Below are 17043 nucleotides of genomic sequence, written 5' to 3' on the forward strand. Positions count from 1 at the left end.
ACATCCGATGAGGGGTGTGCGGTTTCGCCGTATCAGGCGGGCACCGTGCGACGCGAACGCCGGACCGCATCGCCGGTGAAAACGACCAGCGCCAACCAGATCAACGCGAATCCGGCCCACCGCGACGCGGGCATGGGTTCGTGCCCCACCGCGACACCCCAGGTCAGCTGTAGCGCGGGTGTGAGGTACTGCAGAATTCCCATGGTGGACAACGGCACTCGCCGTGCCGCCAGCGCGAACAGCACCAGTGGCACGAGCGTGACCGGCCCGGTGAGCATGAGCAGCCCGGTGTGCGAGACCGAGGTGCCGAACGTCGCATTCCCGGTCAGCGCGATCACGATCACCACGATCAGCGCGAACGGAGCCGCCGCCAACCCCTCGGCCGCGAGACCGGGCAGGGCATCGAGCCGGATCACCTTCTTCACCAGCCCGTACGTCGCGAACGAGCACGCCAGGATCAACGCGATCCACGGCGGCCGCCCGTAATCCACGGTCAGCACGATCACCGCCGCCGCACCCAGCCCCAACGCGACCCACTGCGGCGCACGCAGCTTCTCACGAAAGATGACCACCCCGAACGCGACCGTGACCAGCGGATTGATGAAGTACCCCAGCGCGCACTCGACAACGTGATGCGAGATCACGCCGTAGACGTACACACCCCAGTTGATCGAGATGGCCGCCGACGCCGCGGCCGCCAGCCGCCAGGTCCGGGCATCGATGCGGCGCAGCTCACCCAGCCGCCCGGCAAGGGTCAAAACCAACAGCGACACGACCAGCGTCCACAGGATTCGTTCGGCGACCACCTCCCCCGGGCTCGCGAACGACAGCAATCCGAAGAACGCCGGGAACAACCCCCAGATGAAATAGGCCCCGACCCCGAAGGCGACGCCCGAGTCTCGCTGGAGATGACTCTCTGCCCGCGCGCTATCGACGCTCACTCGTCCTTCGGCCACCCGATTACGTTAGCCCGCGCAATGAACCTCACGACAGCCGATTCATAGGATCATCCCCACACCCCGCCCGGCGCGTGACGCCCAGCAACAGCCCAGTTTCTTTGATCGCCCTTTACTGTGGAGGGCATGTCGATTACTGCGCAGGCAGCTAGTCCACCCGCCCCGGGGCTCACCGCCGCCGAGGTCGAGCAGCGGCGACGCGACGGGTTGACCAATGACGTGCCCGAGCGGGCCAGCCGGTCGGTCCGCGACATTGTCCGGGCCAACGTCTTCACCCGCATCAATGCCATCCTCGGCGTGCTGTTCATCCTGGTGCTGGCCACCGGCTCGATCATCGACGGCATGTTCGGCCTGCTGATCATCGCCAATAGCGCGGTCGGCATCATCCAGGAGATCCGCGCCAAGAACACCCTCGACAAGCTGGCCATTGTCGGGCAGGCCAAGCCGATGGTGCGCCGCGAGGGCAAGGCCACCGCGGTCGCGCCGCAGGAGATCGTGCTCGACGACATTATCGAGCTCGGCCCCGGCGATCAGATCGTGGTCGACGGCGAGGTGGTCGAATCCGAACTTCTGGAGGTCGACGAATCGCTGCTCACCGGCGAGGCCGACCCCATCGACAAAACCATTGCCGCGCCGATCATGTCGGGCAGTTTCGTGGTGTCGGGCAGCGGCGCGTACCGGGCCACCAAGGTCGGCAAGGACGCCTACGCGGCCAAGCTCGCCGATGAGGCCAGCAAGTTCACGCTGGTCAAGTCGGAGCTGCGCAGCGGTATCGACACCATCCTGAAAGTCATTACCTACCTGCTGATTCCGGCGGGACTGCTGTCGATCTACAACCAGCTGGTCTCGTCGAAGGAGTCCTGGCGGCCCGCGGTCAACGGCATGGTGGCCGCACTGGTGCCGATGGTGCCGGAGGGCCTGGTACTGATGACGTCGATCGCGTTCGCGGTGGGCGTGGTCCGGCTGGGTGCGCGCAAGTGCCTGGTGCAGGAGCTGCCCGCGATCGAGGGGCTGGCGCGAGTCGACGTGGTCTGCGCGGACAAGACCGGGACACTGACCGAGAACGGCATGCGCCTGTCGGAAGTCCGTGCGGTGGGCGATATTCCGGAATCCGAACTCCGCCAGGTCCTGGCCGCCATCGCCGCCGACGATCCCCGGCCGAACGCCAGCGTCCTGGCCATCAAGGAAGCCGAACCCACCTCCCCCGGCTGGCCCTCGACCGCCATCGCCCCCTTCTCCTCGGCCAAGAAGTGGTCCGGCATGTCCTACGGCAACCACGGCAACTGGCTCATGGGCGCACCCGACGTGCTCCTCGACCCGCACTCCGAAATCGCCGCCACCGCACAGGAAATCGGCGCGAAGGGATTACGCGTCCTGCTGCTGGCCCAGAGCGACCGGCCGGTCGACGCCAAGGACGCGCCGGGCACGGTCACCCCCGCCGCCCTGGTCGTGCTCGAGCAGAAGGTCCGCCCCGACGCCAAGGCCACCCTCGACTACTTCGCGTCCCAAAACGTCTCTACCAAGGTCATTTCCGGTGACAATGCCGTCTCCGTCGGCGCGGTCGCGACCTCGCTCGGCATGCCGGGCGGCGACCACCCGGTCGACGCGCGCAAGCTTCCCGAGGACCAGAACGAACTGGCCGACGTCCTCGACCACCAAACCGTCTTCGGCCGAGTCCGCCCGGATCAGAAGCGCGCCATGGTCTCCGCGCTGCAGTCGCGCGGCCACACCGTGGCCATGACCGGCGACGGCGTCAATGACGTGCTCGCGCTGAAGGACGCCGATATCGGCGTCGCCATGGGTTCGGGCAGCCCCGCCACCCGCTCGGTGGCCCAGATCGTGCTGCTGGACAACAAGTTCGCGACCCTGCCCTATGTGGTCGCCGAGGGCCGCCGCGTCATCGGCAATATCGAGCGGGTCTCGAACCTGTTCCTCACCAAGACCGTCTACTCGGTGGTGCTGGCGTTCCTGGTCGGCGTGGCGGGCATCGGTTCGCAGATCTTCCACTACAAGGCCATCGGCTATCCGTTCCTGCCGCGCCACGTGACGATCGCCGCCTGGTTCACCATTGGCATCCCGGCCTTCATCCTGTCCCTCGCGCCGAATAACGAGCGCGCCCGCACCGGATTCGTCGGCCGCGTCATGCGATTGGCCGTACCGTCCGGTTTGGTGATTGGCGTGATGACGTTCATTTCGTACCTGATCGCCTACAAGGGTCCGGACGCGGGCACCACCGCGAAGGTGCAGGCGGGCACTACCGCGCTCATCACATTGCTGATCATCGCGGTGTGGGTGCTGGCCATCGTGGCGCGCCCGTGGAACTGGTGGAAGATCCTGCTCGTCGCGGGTTCCGTTGCGGGATACCTGATCCTGTTCACGGTGCCGTTCACTCGACACTTCTTCAAGCTGGATCCGTCGAACGTGGCGCTGACGACCTCGGCGGTGGTCTGCGGTGCGATCGGCATCGTGTTGGTCGAGGCGGCGTGGTGGCTGAGCGCCAAGTTCCTCGGCGAGTCGCCGCACACCCAACACCCCGAACTCGTCGAAAAGGACTGACGCGCTTAACATCCAAACTGGTCGCATGGTTTGGCTCGCCGGGGGCGGCATCGTCCTGGGCAGGCGTGTATTTCGCCGGTACCTTGTGCCCCATGGAGGTCCTGCTGCATCAGCTCGACGCGTTCGCCGACGTCCCCTTCTCGGGCAACCCCGCGGCGGTCATGCCGCTGTTGTCCTGGCTGCCGGACGAGTTGCTGCAGCGGCTAGCGGAGGAGAACAACCTCGCGGAGACGGCCTTCTACACCTCGGCCCTGCCGCCGGAAGCGGGTGCGCCGCCGGACAACTCGCCCGCCTTCCACCTGCGCTGGTTCACCCCCAGCGTCGAGGTCGAGCTGTGCGGCCACGCCACCATGGCCGCGGCCGCGCAGATCCTCGACGATATGCATCCCGGCGCGGACCGCGTCCACTTCTACACGCGCAGCGGCTGGTTACGCGTGGACCGCGACCGCGATGATCTCGTCTTGGATTTGCCGTCGGTGTCGTCGGTGGAAATCGATGTGCACGAGGATATTCCGAAGCAACTCGCCCACGCCTTGGGCGTCCGGCCCCTGCGCGCCTTCGAGGGCACCGACGTGATCCTGTTCCTCACCGCCGAACACGAAGTCCGCGACGCCCGCCCGAACTTCTCGATCTTCCCGGCCATGAAGCGGGCGGCCATCCTCACTGCGGAAGGCGACGAGGTCGATTTCGTCTCCCGCGTCTTCGCGCCCGGCCAGGGCGTCCCCGAGGATCCGGTGACCGGCTCCGCCCACGCCCAACTGGCCCCGCTCTGGAGCCGCGAACTCGGCCGCACCACCCTCACCGCCCGCCAGCTCAGCCGCCGCGGCGGCTCCCTGCGCTGCCACCTGTCCGACGACCGCGTCCGTCTGACCGGACGCTGCCGCCGCTACCTGGACGGGGTAGTTCGCCTGCCGGACTAGGACATTCAGCGCTGAGTGATCTGCCGCGTCAACGCCACCAGATCATCGGCGCGATACCCCGGGTACCCGTGCAGCAATTCCACCCACTCGGCCGGAACCGCCGACGCACCCCACCGCGCCCCCAACAGCCCGCCCGCGATGGCGGCCGTCGTATCGGTGTCCCCACCCGCCCGCACCGCGAGTTCCAGTGCGCCGGGCAGGGTTTCGGCATGCGTAATGGCCCACCAGGCCGTCTGCAGGGCGTGCACGACCCACCCGTTCTTGGGGAAATCCGCCGGGCTGCCGGTTTCCGCCTTGTCCAGCAACGGTTCCCAGAATCCGGTGTCCACCTGCGAGAGCGCCTCCCGCAAACCGTCGTAGGTGCCGTACAGAACCGCGTGCCGAATGCCCAGCGTCCACAACTTGCACGCCTGCATGGCCTGCATGTCGTAATGGGTCAGCGAACTGACGAGTTTCGCTGCCTTCCCGCACTTCTCGGCATCGTCGAGATAGGCGAGCGCCACCGGCGCGGTCCGCATGAGCGACCCATTGCCCGCCTTCAGTCCGTCCAGATCGTGGGCCCGCATCTGCATGGCCCGCCCGCTCCGGTCGCGCCACTCGAGCACCTGCCGCGTCTGATTACCGATGTCCTTGGGCTTCGAATCCCACCACGCGACGAACTCCGCCGCCACCGCGTCCAGCCCCTCCGGACCACAGATGTCCGCGTTCTTCGCCGCCGCCCGCGCCACCGCGACCGCCATGGCGGTGTCATCGGTCCACTCCCCCGGAGCCCACCGAAACGCCCCGCCGCCCTTCATCCGGATCTCCACCTCGGGCCCCGGATGCGTGAACTCGTACCCGGCCCCCAACGCGTCACCGGCCGCCGTGCCCAGCAAAACCCCCGCGGCCCGATCGGCCTGCTCCGGCGTCAATTCCATGTGCGCTCGCCTCTTCCGCTCCGATGCGTCCACATCGATCAACCACGACGTTACTCGGCAGGGCGGCAGGGGTCCGGACGGCTGGCACACTACGCTCGGGGGCACAAAACGACGGATGGATGATCCGGAGGTTCTGCCCATGATGAACCAGCTCGAAGACCGTCCCACCCTGATGGACTCCCACCCGATCACCCGGGCCCTGGCCCCCGTCCCCACCTCGGGCCACATCTTCGACGTCACCCGCCGCCTCGGCACCGTTGACATGGACGAGCACCAATACCTCCGCGTCGACGGCATCGCCCGCCACCTCCAGGACGCGGGCGTCGACCACCTGATCCACTGCGACGCCCTCGAGTCGCATCCGCACTGGATCTGCCGCCGCACCGTCATCGACGTCCTGCGCCCCGTGACCTGGCCGTCCCAACTCCGCATCCGCCGCTGGTGCTCGGGCATCTCCCCACGCTGGTGCACGATGCGGGTACGCATCGACTCCGACACCGGCGGCCTCATCGAGACCGAGGGCTTCTGGATCCACATGAACAAGGACACGATGGCCCCCTCCCGCGTGGCCGACGAATTCTTCGACCTCATGTGCACCACCACCGACGACCACCGCCTGCGCTGGCGTCAATGGCTCGACACCCCCCTCCCCGCCACCCCCGGCACCCGATTCCCCCTGCGCCGCACCGACACCGACCACTTCCAACACATCACCAACACCGCCTACTGGCACGCCGTCCACGAATTCACCGCCGACACACCCGAACTCACCCGATCCCCCCACCGCTTCGTGCTGGAATACAACAAGCCCATCCGCTACGGCGAGCCCCTGGACATCCACACCGCCCGCACCAACGACGCCATCACCCTCTGGTTCGCGGTAGACGGCGACACCCGCGCCATAGCCCAACTCCGCCCCGCCACCTTCTGATTCGAGGAGGACCCGATGCTCCCAGACCCGATATCAGCCCAGGACCTCAACATCTACGGCACCGGCGAATTACCCTGGGAGCAGGTACAACAGGCAGTCGAAAAGGGAGTGGGCCTCCCTGAAACCCCCCAATTCCTAGGCACCGTAACCCCCGACGGCAAACCCAGCTCCGCAGGCATCGGCTGCATCCAATCGGGCGGCCACCTCTACTTCACCAGCGGCCCCACCACCCGCAAATCCCGCAACCTAACCACAAACCCCGCCTGCACCTTGTCCTTCCGCTTCCCCGACGTCGACCTAACCCTCACCGGCGAAGCCCACCGCATCACCGACCCCACCGAACTAGACCGCGTAACCGCCGCCTACCGAGCCTCCGGCTGGCCCGCCCAACGCGAAGGCGACACGGTAACGGCCCCCTACAGCGCCCAAAGCGCAGGCCCCGCCCCCTGGCACCTCTACCGCTTCACCCCCCACACAGCAGTAGGCGTAGCCCTAACCGAACCCCACGGCGCAACCCGCTGGCACTTCGCCGTGACCTAGCCGTCGGCGCGGGTAGGTCGCGACGCGGATCCTGAATGTCGGTCCCCTTTGCGAGAATTCGCGGCATGTCGATCTTGCCGCCGTCCGATCCGCTGAACTCGAGGCTCTATCTGGAGTGGGTACGACAGTTCGATCCGGGGGTGATCGACAGTGCCGAGGAACTGGTCGAGACGCTTGTCGCTGGGTTTCGGAAGGCCCGGAAGCCGGGGGCTTTCGTGGATGAGATCAGTTGGCGGGCACGGGAACTGCCCGAGGGACATCGGCCGTGGTTCTGGGACATGGTCGGGCATTGGATGAGTGCCAGCGCGGGCCATTCGCAGTGGGACACGCGGTACCGGACCGCGGCGATCAGCGTGTATGGCCTCGCGAGGGCGGCGGAGCGGGAACACTCGCTACCGGTGCACGTGGATTACCACCGGGAGAACACGCTGCTCTTCGCCCGTGCGGGGACGCTCCCGGTCAAAGAGGTGGCGGTGCACCAGCGTTGGCTGGCGACCGTGGGATCCGCCGCCGAGGCTCATCACGAGTTCGTGCGGTTACTGATGGCCCTCGCGCAGGGCGGTGCGGCGCTGGGCGCGGATCTGCACCGGCGAGTACGCGCCTCGGCGAAGGCGGCCGAACTCGGTATCGAGGAGGACGCCAGGGTGCTGGCCGACGTGCTCGGGGTGTGCACGTCGGCCAAGGTCCCCGACGGCCTGCTCGACGGTGCGGCAAGGGTTTTCGCCCAATGCCCGGTGGACGACGTAGCGCCACTGCTGAATCTCTTCCCGGCCACCGCCACCGACGGCGCGGCGCTCATTCGCCTGCTGGACGCCGCCGGAGCCATCGACCGAATGGCCGACGGAACGGTCCTTCCCCCGGCGGGACTGGCCGGTTGGATCAGCCGCTTCTTCGGAATGTACTGCTATGTGCAGGTGTCCTACGGTGGCGTTACCAAACAGCCCATGCCGCCGGAACTGTTCGACCTGATCGAACGAATCGGCCCGCGCCTGAAGGAATCCGGCGAGCGTGTCTCCCTGTCGTGGGGCCGATACCGGCACGTCCACATCGACGCGGACGTCGCCGACGCACTGCTGGCGGCAGGCGTAGGCGTGGACGTTTCGGACGGCGAGAAACTGCACTTCTGGGGAGCGGAATCCCAGCGCGACCTGATCGCGCTGGCGGCCGATCCGGTGCTCGGCCCGCGACTCGAGAGCACCGTGCACGCCGATCGCGAAACCACCAGCACCGCCATCGTCCGGCTGCCACACAATCCCGGCATCGAACGCTCGGTACGCGCCCGCATCGTCGCCCTCATCGACCGGGTCGCGAACGGCGGCCTCCTCGACGCCGAACTGGCCCTCACCGAACTCGACGACCTATTGGACCTGCCGACCGTACAGGCACTGGACGGCATCGAAGAGGCCTTGGCCGCCCTCGACGGCACCGGCCCGCTCCTGCGCACCCTCCGCGCCGGGATTCCCGCCGAATTCCACTGGCCCGCCTGGGAACAGGCCTTCGCCACGCTCGGCCGCGTCCACGGCATGACGGCCACCTGGCCCATGCTCACCCTCTACGGCCAAGACCGCGCCGTAGTCATCGACCCGCACGGCATCGTGGCCGAGACCAGCTTCACGCTCCCCTGCGAAACCGAGTCACACGTGGTGTTCTACGCGGGCGGCGACTTCCTGATCGGTTACAGCGCCACCAAACGCTATGCCGAACAGGCATTCTGGGCCAGCGCACCCGGCGAGGTCTTCTCGCCCGCGGAGTCTTACCGCATGGCCTCGTGTCACCACAAGTACGACGGCGGGCTCGGGTACCAATTCGCGACCCCGGACGGTCGACACGACGGCCAGCGGATCCTCCGCCCCGGCGACCGCATCGGCGTCGCGGACACTGTGTTCCAGCTCAGCGACGGCGAACGGATCTGGAGCCTCGAAGGCTACCGGTCCGGCCTGCAGTACTGGGCCGAGATCGATCCCACCACCGGTACCCGCGCGGAACTCGGTTCTCCACCAGCCTTTTTCACCGAATACGACGTCCCCGCGGACAAGGAGTTGGTCAACCAGCTGCTGTCCTACGCCCGGCTACCCGAGGGCGTCACCTCCTCCCCGCTCGGCGCGGCGGCCGGTATGACCGGCTACCGAGTCCTCCGGGACCGTGGTGGCTGGACCGGCTACGTCCTCGAGGGCACCGACGGCCGCCGCGCCACCTACGCGGGCGGACGTGGTGCGCCCGATCCCATCGCCATCGTCCGCTTCCCCGAGGGTGAAGCAGATCTGCTCCTGGACTACGGCTCCACCTACAGCACCAGCGGTATAGCCCCGATGCGCGTGCACGATGGCTCGAGTCCGCTCTGGGAGGTCCGCGCCGACCCCGGGTCGGTAGCCTCCTACCCACCACCCGCGTTCTGGCACTTCCTGACTCCCCGCGACACCGAGGGCTCCCGAGCACTGCGGACCCTGGACGATGCGGCCGTACGCGCATTCCTCACCGACGCTGTCCTTCCGCCCGGCATAACCGACCCCACACTCGCCGACGACGTGCGCGGCCAAGTCGACCGGGCCGCCCGCCTGGCCCAAGCTCGCGAACGACTCTCCCAGCGGGTCGCGACCATGCGCTCCGGAAACCTCATCACCCCACCCGCCGCCGCACCGGACTCCGATCTCCTCCCCGCCCTGCTCGGCCTGCTCGACCAACCCAGAGACGCCCAGCCCAGCGTCCTGCCCGCCACCATCACCGCCATCGCCGCGGACGGCCGCTTCCTGGCCGGAGCCATCGACGAGACCCTGCGCCGCATGAGCCCGCCCGCCCCGCCGATCGATTGGACGCCACTCCTGGGCCATATCGACGCCGTCGCCTGGCGAGCCATCAACGGCCGCACGCCCGACGACCACCGCACCGCCCTGGTGGCACTGCTACGCACCTGGGCCGCACAACCGTTCGCGCAGCCCGGCGAGTGGCGGCTGGGATCCTCCGACACCGTCACGATCGCCCGCGACGACGCCACCCGTATCGAGCGAATCCTGGACCTCCTGGCACACAACGGCCCGCGCATCCCCGGCGAGAAGGCCGTCCAACTCTTCGCCGAGCGCACCGGCATGCGCGAACCAATCGCCCGCCTGGTCCTTGACGGCCTCCCCCGCCGCTGCCACTTCGGCGGCGGCTACGCGCACCTGTACGACGAGCACCAGAAGATGCTGCGCACCAAGCCATACCGCGCCACCCGCGAGGTCGCCGACCTCCACGAACGCTTGACCGCAAACCTCGGATGGTCCGGCCGTCGCCGCATCCTCGCCGCCGGAATACCCGACGACCCGGCCGAATTGTGGACCGAGGCAGGCGAACTCGCGGCCGCGGAACGCATGGCCGAAGTCTGGAACGACATTATCGGTCCGCGGCTACACGTCCCCGAAGACCTCACGGCCGAACTCGAGGCCACCACGAGCCTGCACCCGAATTACGCACTGGCACTGGCGCATCCCGGCGCGTCACCGATCGCCAAGACCGATACGCGGTGCGAGCTGCGGTTGTACCGGGACAGCTGGCTGCAGGTGTTTCAGGTTGGTTCCCACCGTCAGAACTTCGGGCGCTGGAATCCATACCGCGACCTGGCCACCGCGTTGGCATGGGCACTCACCGAACGTCCCGTGGGCGACCCTGCCAGCACCGGAATCGCCGAGTTGTACGAGCGCCTACACGAGCGCCTGCAAGCCCCGAAACTGCTCGTGACGCTCAGCCGAACACGTGTCACCCCCGAGCATTTCGGGCCGAACACCCACGATGACGCGCCCTATGACCGGATCGTCTACGACGATGGTCTCGTCATAGTCGACGGACACGACTGGCAAAGGTCGATCTTCCTCCGTCCCGCAGCCCTCACCGATCAGGAGAAACTTTCCGCGAGCCTGCGGACGTGCACGGACCATGGATACACCGAAGTGGCTCACGACATCCGCTGCGAAGAAACCCTTCTCACGGGCTTGGCACGAATGGTCGAGAGGGCCGCCACCACTCCCGTCGCGCCCGGCCACTACGAAGCCAACCCCCGCCAAAGCGTCCCCGAACTGGTACAACAGGTATCGGCCGCGACCGGTACCACCTCCGACGCCGCAGCCCTCTACCTCCAACTGCTCACCCTCGCCCGCCCCACCGACCGCAATGTCCGCCGTTGGAACGGTTGGACCCCCGCCGTACACAAGAAGGCTCAGAAGGAACTGACCTCCCTGGGCCTCGCCGTAGAAGACAAGCGCCCACGAGCCGGACGCACCGCCTTCATCCCCGGCCCGTGGACAGAAAACCTCCCGAAACCCCACCTCCCCATGGAAACCGCAAAACTCCCCACCCACCTGGTCCGCATAGACGACAAAGAGATAATCGCCCCCTTCACCACCATCCATCCCCCCATCCCCCTCCACGAGATGTTCACCACCGCTTGGGAATCCAAGAGTGTCCGTCTGGCGTAAATCTCTAAAAGGTGATCCGTGCAGTCCGTGGGCTGGGAGGTGAGTTGCGGCTCCCAGCCGGGCGTCAGCCCAAGTGCGGTAGGGCAGGCGAGGTGACCACACTTCCGGTACCTGCACTCCGAGAGCAAGCCCGTTGGCAGACATGCACGCAAGTAGTCTTCCCCCGAGTTACACGGCCTCGGGCGGGTGAATCACATGTTGTGACGGGCGCGGCGGTGAGCGCGGCGTTGGGAGGGAGTGCAGTAGGCCTGGACCAGGTCCATCAACTCGTTGACGAGAGGACCCGGGTCGAGGAGGGAGCCGGTGGGTTGGACGTCCGGGACACCGGCGGCGGTGACGGGTGGTACCGGCACCGAAGGGAAGAGGAAGGGTGTTCCCTCGGGGGTTGTAGTGGTGGAATCACCTGAGGGCGTGCACCATTCGACCACGCGGTCCGGGCGGTGGGTGATCTGCCAGCGGTTCGCGCCGTTGTCGGCGAGGGTCTTGAGGCGGTGGTGGCGGCGGCAGCGGGCACCGAGGTTGGATTCGGTGGTGGGGCCGCCAGTGGTGGGGTTGTGGTGGTCGAATCGGTCTTGGTGGTCGAGGTCGGTGTCTGCGGCCGGGACCTGGCAGCCTGGGGCGCGGCAGGTTCCGTCGAGGGCGCGGACACGGGCGGTGAGGCGCGCCGAGGGGCGATAGCGGTGCTCCGCGGTGGAGGGCTGTCCGGTCGCGTTCGAAGTCCGTCCGGTGGACACGAAAGACTTTCCGGTGGACTCGGAAGTCATTTCAGCGGTGGGGTTCTCGGGGATCAGGTCGATCTTGGCGAGGCGGGCGAGTTGGCGGGCCAGGTCGGCGTCGATCGCGCCGAAACCTGAGAGGAGGGCGGGGTTGTCTTGCAGGCCTGCCAGGGTTTCGGCCGAGACTCCCACCTGGACAAGGGTTTTGCGCGGAGTAGGGACAGGCTCGGTCGGCAGGCGCGGGCAGTCGGGGTTGCCGCATTGGCAGATCAGGCGGCCGCTGCCGTCGGCGAGGGCGACCAGGGCGTCGGCGCGGCGCTGGTTCATGGTGCGGGGGTCGTTGCCGCAGCATTCGGTGACGGCCATTTCGCGCAGGCGCTCGTAGAGGGTGCGGCCGCCATGGGCGGTCAGGACACCGTCGAGTTCGGTGGTGCCGTTATCGGCGGCGCGAACGGATACGAAGCGCTCGGCCTCGGCCTCCTTGCGCCGCAGGGCCTGGCCCTCCGGATCGGACTCCAGCATCCAGCGGCGTCCAGTCCGTCGGATTCGTTGTGGCTCAGACTTTTCCGCGTAGTCGGCGAGGCGAGGCTCCAACTCCGCGAGCATGTCCTCCGGGGCGTTGGTCAACGTGTCACTGATGGCCCGCACCTGCGACAGATCGATCCGCCCCGCCGCGAAGGCCTCCCGGGTGTGCGGATACCGGTTCTCCAGCCCCAACCCGAGCCCGATCAGCCCATCCGCCGACCGCTGCGACACCTTGAGCGCAATCCCGATCTCGGTGGCCGCGTCCTCACCCGCATACAACTCCCCCACGCCGAGATCCAGCTGCTCCGCACGCCGCACCTGATACAGCAGCGTCATCAACTCAACTTCCTTGGCCTGCAAGGCAGCAATCTCCGAGTGCACCGCGCGCAGCTCCTCCACCACCTCGGTGGCGAAGAGCACGTCATCAGCGATCCCGGTCATATTTCGATCATACTTTCGACCCCCATGACACGACAGCACGATCAAAGCAACACGCTGTGTAAATCCCCAGCTACCAAGAGATTTCGCCATCCAGCCCTAGTCAGTTGTCGGGAACGGGCCCATCATCGGGTGCGGGACTCGCCGACTCCACCTGCTCCGGCAACAACGGCGACACAGCGAAAACCCCCGCCGAAGCATCCCCCGGAAGCGCCTGCACCGCCCGAACCCCGTTCAGAGCAGCCAGATCTCGCAGCTGATCGAGGTTCCCTTGAAGAACGATCCCCACCACACACGCGCAGTTCCCCCGCAGCCGCGCACCCACCAGCTTCGCCACCCGAGTAGACCGCTCATCGAAGGTAGGAGTCGCTTCCATCTGCGCCGCAGCGGATTTCACCGATTCCACCGCCACCCGCTCGCCGTCAGGCACCCCGATCGCGACGATCGGCGTAGCCACCCGATCCACCGCCACGTGATACAGCACCTGCGAGATCCGCAGCCCCCCACTGAATTCCGGAATCCGCTCCGCACTGACCCCCTGCGTGAACGACAGCAACGCCCAATGCCCGCCACCGTCGTTTCCCCGCAACGACTCCCGCGCCCGATCCAAATACCGGGAAACCGCCTCCCCGCTCTCCGGCCCCAACCGATCGGTCGAAATCACCGCCGCCCGAGGCGGAATCGCCCACCCCAGCACGACGATCACCACCGCGACCACCACCGCCACGGCCGCGATCCCCGCCCGCCGCAGCGTCGGTGCCTCCACGGATTCTCCCGTCGAACTCAGTGCTCGACGCCCACTGAACTCAGTGCGCGCGCAGCACGTCCAGCGCGTGTTCCAGGTCGGCCGGGTACTCGCTGGTGATCTCCACCCACCGCCCATCGGCCGGATGGTTGAACCCCAGCTGCCGAGCATGCAGCCACTGCCGTTCCAGCCCGAGCCGCTCGGCCAGCCGAGGATCAGCACCATAGGTCAGATCGCCACAGCAGGGATGCCGAACCGCCGAGAAATGCACCCGAATCTGGTGCGTACGACCTGTTTCCAAATGAATGTCAAGCAACGACGCCGACTGAAACGCCTCAATGGTGTCGTAATGCGTCACCGACGGCCGCCCGTCCGCGGTCACCGCGAACTTCCAGTCGTTCCCCCGCGCCCGCCCGATCGGCGCGTCGATGGTCCCGCTCGACGGATCCGGATGCCCCTGCACCAACGCGTGATACTTCTTCTCCACCGTCCGGTACTTGAAGGCCCGCTTCAACTGCGTATAGGCGTGCTCCGACTGCGCGACAACCATCACACCGGAGGTCCCCACATCCAGCCGATGCACGATCCCTTGCCGCTCATGGGCTCCCGAGGTCGAGATCCGGTACCCCATGGCCGCCAGCCCGCCCACCACGGTGGGCCCGGTCCACCCGACACCCGTATGCGCCGCCACCCCAACGGGTTTGTCCACCGCCACGATGTCGTCATCGGCGTAGAGGATCTTCATCCCCTCCACCGGCGTCGCCTCCACCGTGAGTTCCCGCTTGGGCTCCGGGAATTCGACCTCCAGCCAGGACCCGGCGGTCAGCCGATCCGACTTCCCGGCCGCGACCCCGTCCAGCTGCACGGCCCCTTCCTCGGCCATCGAGGCCACGGCCGTACGCGAGAGCCCGAGCAACCGCGACAGCCCGGCATCGACACGCATGCCGTCCAGCCCGTCCGGCACCGGCATGCTGCGGGTCTCCCTCATGCCGCCTCCCCTTCCGCGCTCGACGCGTGCTCGCGACGCATGCGGGAGCCGTCGGGCTCGAACCCGAACACCGTCAAGGCGACCAGCAGAATCGCCCCGCACACGATCGACGAATCGGCCACATTGAATATCGGCCACCAGCCGACCGCCACGAAATCGACCACATGCCCCTGCAGCGGCCCCGGCGCGCGGAACAACCGGTCGATGAGATTGCCGAGCGCACCGCCCAACACCATGCCCAGCCCAATGGCCCACGGCAGCGAACGCAGCGTGCGTCCGATCCGAATGACACCGATCACGACCGCCGCCGCGACCAGGGTCAGCAGCCAGGTCATGCCGGTGGCCATGGAGAACGCCGCGCCCGGATTGCGGGTCAGCGTCAGTCGCGCCCAGTCGCCGATCAGATAGATCGGCTTCCCCGGGGTCATGGTGGCGACCACGATGGTCTTGGTCAGCAGGTCCAGACCGAGTAGGACAGCCGCGACGATCAGCAAGGTCCGCAGGCGACGGGGTCGCTGCTCCAAAGGCTGATTCTCGGCTGGATCCTCTGCGTCGGTTTCGCGCGGCCGGTCGGTACTCACCCTGACATCATTCCTCATCCCCGAAGAGCAACGCCGAATACCCGTCCCCCTCGTGATCCCAGCTGTTTTTCAGGATCGCGCCGTAACCTGTTCGACGTGACGGTGTTGTCTTCATCCCCGGTGCGGACCAGGTCGCACAACACCCGGACGGGGGTTCTGCTGCTGGTACTCGCGATGACCCTGACCGCCTTCGGCGTCGGCTGCAGCGATGTCTCCGAGCGCACGGTCGAATCCGACGGCACCGAGCCGGTGGGGTTCAACAAAGAGGTCACCATGCCCATCGAGGCCGTGACCACCACCGTCGTCGATCCCGGCGCGGAGCCGCGCTCGCCGCTGCGGCGCACGCTCGAGCCCGGCACCTCGCAGCAGGTGACGCTGAGCACCAACCACCACATCGAGCAGCAGATCAACAATCAGGCGCTGCGCGATATCTCCCCGCCCGCGGTCACCATTCCGTTGGTGGCGGCGGCCGGTAACGACGGCGTGGAACTGACCCTCGGCAATGTCACCTCCCCCGATCCGAACCTGGCGAAGGCGCTGCTGCCCGCCGACGGTTCGCAGGTCGGCTTCGACGTGAACGAACTGGGCGCGATCACCGCGCTCAAGCTGGCCCCCAAGCCCGCCACCTCCGATACCGCGCGCGCCGCGCTGGAACAGTCGTTCTATCAGGCGGTGTACCAGTCCATCGCCTTCCCCGAGGAGCCCGTCGGCGTGGGCGCGGTATGGACGGTGCGGCAACAGGTTTCCGACACCGTGCCGCTGGAGCAGGTGACCACCGCCACCCTCACCGCCCGCGACGGCAACCTGCTCACCATCGAATTGAATGTGACGCAGACGCCGAAATCCACCATCTGGAAGCTGCCCAACGAGGCGGGCCAACTCGAGATCGTGGACTACCTCATGCACGGCACCGGACAGGTCACCGTGGATCTCGGCCTGCCGCTGCCGGTTTCCGGCGCGGTCGAGGTGGGCGGCAATCAGACCTACCGCGACCCGCGCAGCGCGGTGACGCTGCGCCAGACCCTGCGCACGGAGGTGCAGTGGGGAGCGTGACACGGCTGGCGCTGCTGGCCGGTGCGCTGGCGCTGACGGTCACCGCCTGCGGGAACAAGGATTCCGCGCCGCCGCTGCCGAGCCTGGGGCCGACGGTGACGCCCAAGACGCCGGGTACGGCGGCACCGGCGTTGGATCAGTACACCTTGCGGTCGGATCTGTTGGACGTGTCGCAGCTGCCCGCCGGATTCACGGCGCTGGACGACCCGCCGCCGGGCAACACCGGTGGCGCGGGAGCCAAGACCGATCCGGCCCCGTGCGCGAAGGTGCTGGCGGAGATCGGGACTCAGGCACCGGGGGCGGTCGCGCAGGTCGCGGCGCAGTTCGCGGGCTCGAACTTCGCGTCGGTGGACATCGATGCCGCGTCGTACGCGAATGGCGGAGCGGCGCAGGCGTTTTCCACCGCGCAGGGGCTGCTCGCCGGGTGTACCAAGTACTCCGGGAAGGACGCCGACAATACGAAGGTGGACTTCCGGCTGGGTGGGTTGAATCAGCCGCAGGCCGGGGACGGGTCGACCTCGTTCCAGGTGCGAACCACCAGTGATGGAATGACGCTGTACACCGACGTGACCATTGTTCTGGTCGGCTCGACGGTGGTGCAGATCGCGTACTCGGACTCGAAAGAGCCCGACCCGCAACAGCTCAGCGCGATGACGGCGGCGCAGGTGCGCAAGTTGCAGGGGGCGGCGGGGCCGTAAGACACAGGACCCGAATACGACTCCGCCCCCG

13 protein-coding genes are annotated in these 17043 nt (G+C 67.4%); 7 read left to right on the forward strand and 6 right to left on the reverse strand.

What is annotated here, in order from left to right; translation table 11 throughout:
* Window positions 1–32: 32 nt before the first annotated feature.
* On the reverse strand, window positions 33–941 hold the full coding sequence (gene rarD, locus VMT40_RS35980) for an EamA family transporter RarD (protein ID WP_442790121.1): 909 nt from the start codon (window positions 939–941) through the stop codon (window positions 33–35).
* Window positions 942–1082: 141 nt separating this feature from the next.
* On the opposite strand from rarD, the gene VMT40_RS35985 reads away from it, so the two are divergent.
* A complete protein-coding gene (locus VMT40_RS35985; protein WP_326364123.1) occupies window positions 1083–3512 on the forward strand; it encodes a cation-translocating P-type ATPase in 2430 nt (809 codons plus the stop codon).
* A gap of 92 nt (window positions 3513–3604) precedes the next feature.
* The gene (locus tag VMT40_RS35990) at window positions 3605–4432 is read left to right on the forward strand and encodes a PhzF family phenazine biosynthesis protein (protein WP_326364125.1); all 828 of its coding nucleotides are present in this window, start codon (window positions 3605–3607) and stop codon (window positions 4430–4432) included.
* A 5-nt stretch (window positions 4433–4437) separates the two neighbouring features.
* On the opposite strand, the gene VMT40_RS35995 is transcribed toward VMT40_RS35990, so the two are convergent.
* Complete coding sequence (locus tag VMT40_RS35995; protein ID WP_326364127.1) at window positions 4438–5349, reverse strand: ADP-ribosylglycohydrolase family protein; 912 nt, start codon at window positions 5347–5349, stop codon at window positions 4438–4440.
* A gap of 115 nt (window positions 5350–5464) precedes the next feature.
* Here VMT40_RS35995 and VMT40_RS36000 point away from each other — a divergent pair, with 115 nt between their 5' ends.
* From VMT40_RS36000 to VMT40_RS36010, 3 genes are all read left to right on the forward strand, one after another.
* On the forward strand, window positions 5465–6280 hold the full coding sequence (locus VMT40_RS36000) for an acyl-ACP thioesterase domain-containing protein (RefSeq protein WP_326364128.1): 816 nt from the start codon (window positions 5465–5467) through the stop codon (window positions 6278–6280).
* Between the two features lie 15 nt (window positions 6281–6295).
* Window positions 6296–6820 (forward strand): pyridoxamine 5'-phosphate oxidase family protein, encoded by a 525-nt coding sequence (locus VMT40_RS36005; protein ID WP_326364129.1) that lies wholly within the window; start codon window positions 6296–6298, stop codon window positions 6818–6820.
* A 65-nt stretch (window positions 6821–6885) separates the two neighbouring features.
* Complete coding sequence (locus tag VMT40_RS36010; protein WP_326364131.1) at window positions 6886–11268, forward strand: hypothetical protein; 4383 nt, start codon at window positions 6886–6888, stop codon at window positions 11266–11268.
* A 191-nt stretch (window positions 11269–11459) separates the two neighbouring features.
* Here VMT40_RS36010 and VMT40_RS36015 read toward each other — a convergent pair whose 3' ends face one another.
* The 4 genes from VMT40_RS36015 to lspA form a co-directional block, all read right to left on the reverse strand.
* The gene (locus tag VMT40_RS36015; RefSeq protein ID WP_326364133.1) at window positions 11460–12950 is read right to left on the reverse strand and encodes an HNH endonuclease signature motif containing protein; all 1491 of its coding nucleotides are present in this window, start codon (window positions 12948–12950) and stop codon (window positions 11460–11462) included.
* A gap of 100 nt (window positions 12951–13050) precedes the next feature.
* Window positions 13051–13713 carry a hypothetical protein gene (locus tag VMT40_RS36020; protein WP_326364135.1) on the reverse strand — a complete coding sequence of 221 codons (663 nt, stop codon included), beginning with the start codon at window positions 13711–13713 and terminating at the stop codon, window positions 13051–13053.
* Between the two features lie 40 nt (window positions 13714–13753).
* A complete protein-coding gene (locus VMT40_RS36025) occupies window positions 13754–14680 on the reverse strand; it encodes an RluA family pseudouridine synthase (protein ID WP_326313146.1) in 927 nt (308 codons plus the stop codon).
* Window positions 14677–15279, reverse strand: a complete 603-nt coding sequence (gene lspA, locus VMT40_RS36030) for a signal peptidase II (RefSeq protein WP_442790115.1) — start codon at window positions 15277–15279, stop codon at window positions 14677–14679. Before lspA ends, VMT40_RS36025 begins: the two co-directional genes overlap by 4 nt.
* A gap of 87 nt (window positions 15280–15366) precedes the next feature.
* Between lspA and VMT40_RS36035 the strand changes: the two genes are divergently transcribed.
* Together VMT40_RS36035 and VMT40_RS36040 are read left to right on the forward strand one after the other, a co-directional pair.
* Window positions 15367–16314 carry a hypothetical protein gene (locus tag VMT40_RS36035; protein ID WP_442790122.1) on the forward strand — a complete coding sequence of 316 codons (948 nt, stop codon included), beginning with the start codon at window positions 15367–15369 and terminating at the stop codon, window positions 16312–16314.
* Window positions 16302–17012: a hypothetical protein gene (locus VMT40_RS36040; protein ID WP_326364140.1), complete on the forward strand. Its 711-nt coding sequence runs from the start codon at window positions 16302–16304 to the stop codon at window positions 17010–17012. Before VMT40_RS36035 ends, VMT40_RS36040 begins: the two co-directional genes overlap by 13 nt.
* Window positions 17013–17043 lie beyond the last annotated feature (31 nt).

Origin of the sequence: Nocardia sp. CDC160 (assembly GCF_035818795.1) — a bacterium.
GTDB lineage: Bacteria > Actinomycetota > Actinomycetes > Mycobacteriales > Mycobacteriaceae > Nocardia.

Excerpts from the sequence above, each read along its gene's own strand:
- VMT40_RS35985 (WP_326364123.1), top strand. The coding sequence starts at position 1,083 with ATGTCGATTACTGCGCAGGCAGCTAGTCCACCCGCCCCGGGGCTCACC.
- VMT40_RS35990 (WP_326364125.1), top strand. The coding sequence starts at position 3,605 with ATGGAGGTCCTGCTGCATCAGCTCGACGCGTTCGCCGACGTCCCCTTC.
- VMT40_RS35995 (WP_326364127.1), bottom strand. The coding sequence starts at position 5,349 with ATGGAATTGACGCCGGAGCAGGCCGATCGGGCCGCGGGGGTTTTGCTG.
- VMT40_RS36000 (WP_326364128.1), top strand. The coding sequence starts at position 5,465 with ATGGATGATCCGGAGGTTCTGCCCATGATGAACCAGCTCGAAGACCGT.
- VMT40_RS36005 (WP_326364129.1), top strand. The coding sequence starts at position 6,296 with ATGCTCCCAGACCCGATATCAGCCCAGGACCTCAACATCTACGGCACC.
- VMT40_RS36010 (WP_326364131.1), top strand. The coding sequence starts at position 6,886 with ATGTCGATCTTGCCGCCGTCCGATCCGCTGAACTCGAGGCTCTATCTG.
- VMT40_RS36015 (WP_326364133.1), bottom strand. The coding sequence starts at position 12,950 with ATGACCGGGATCGCTGATGACGTGCTCTTCGCCACCGAGGTGGTGGAG.
- VMT40_RS36025 (WP_326313146.1), bottom strand. The coding sequence starts at position 14,680 with ATGAGGGAGACCCGCAGCATGCCGGTGCCGGACGGGCTGGACGGCATG.
- lspA (WP_442790115.1), bottom strand. The coding sequence starts at position 15,279 with ATGAGGAATGATGTCAGGGTGAGTACCGACCGGCCGCGCGAAACCGAC.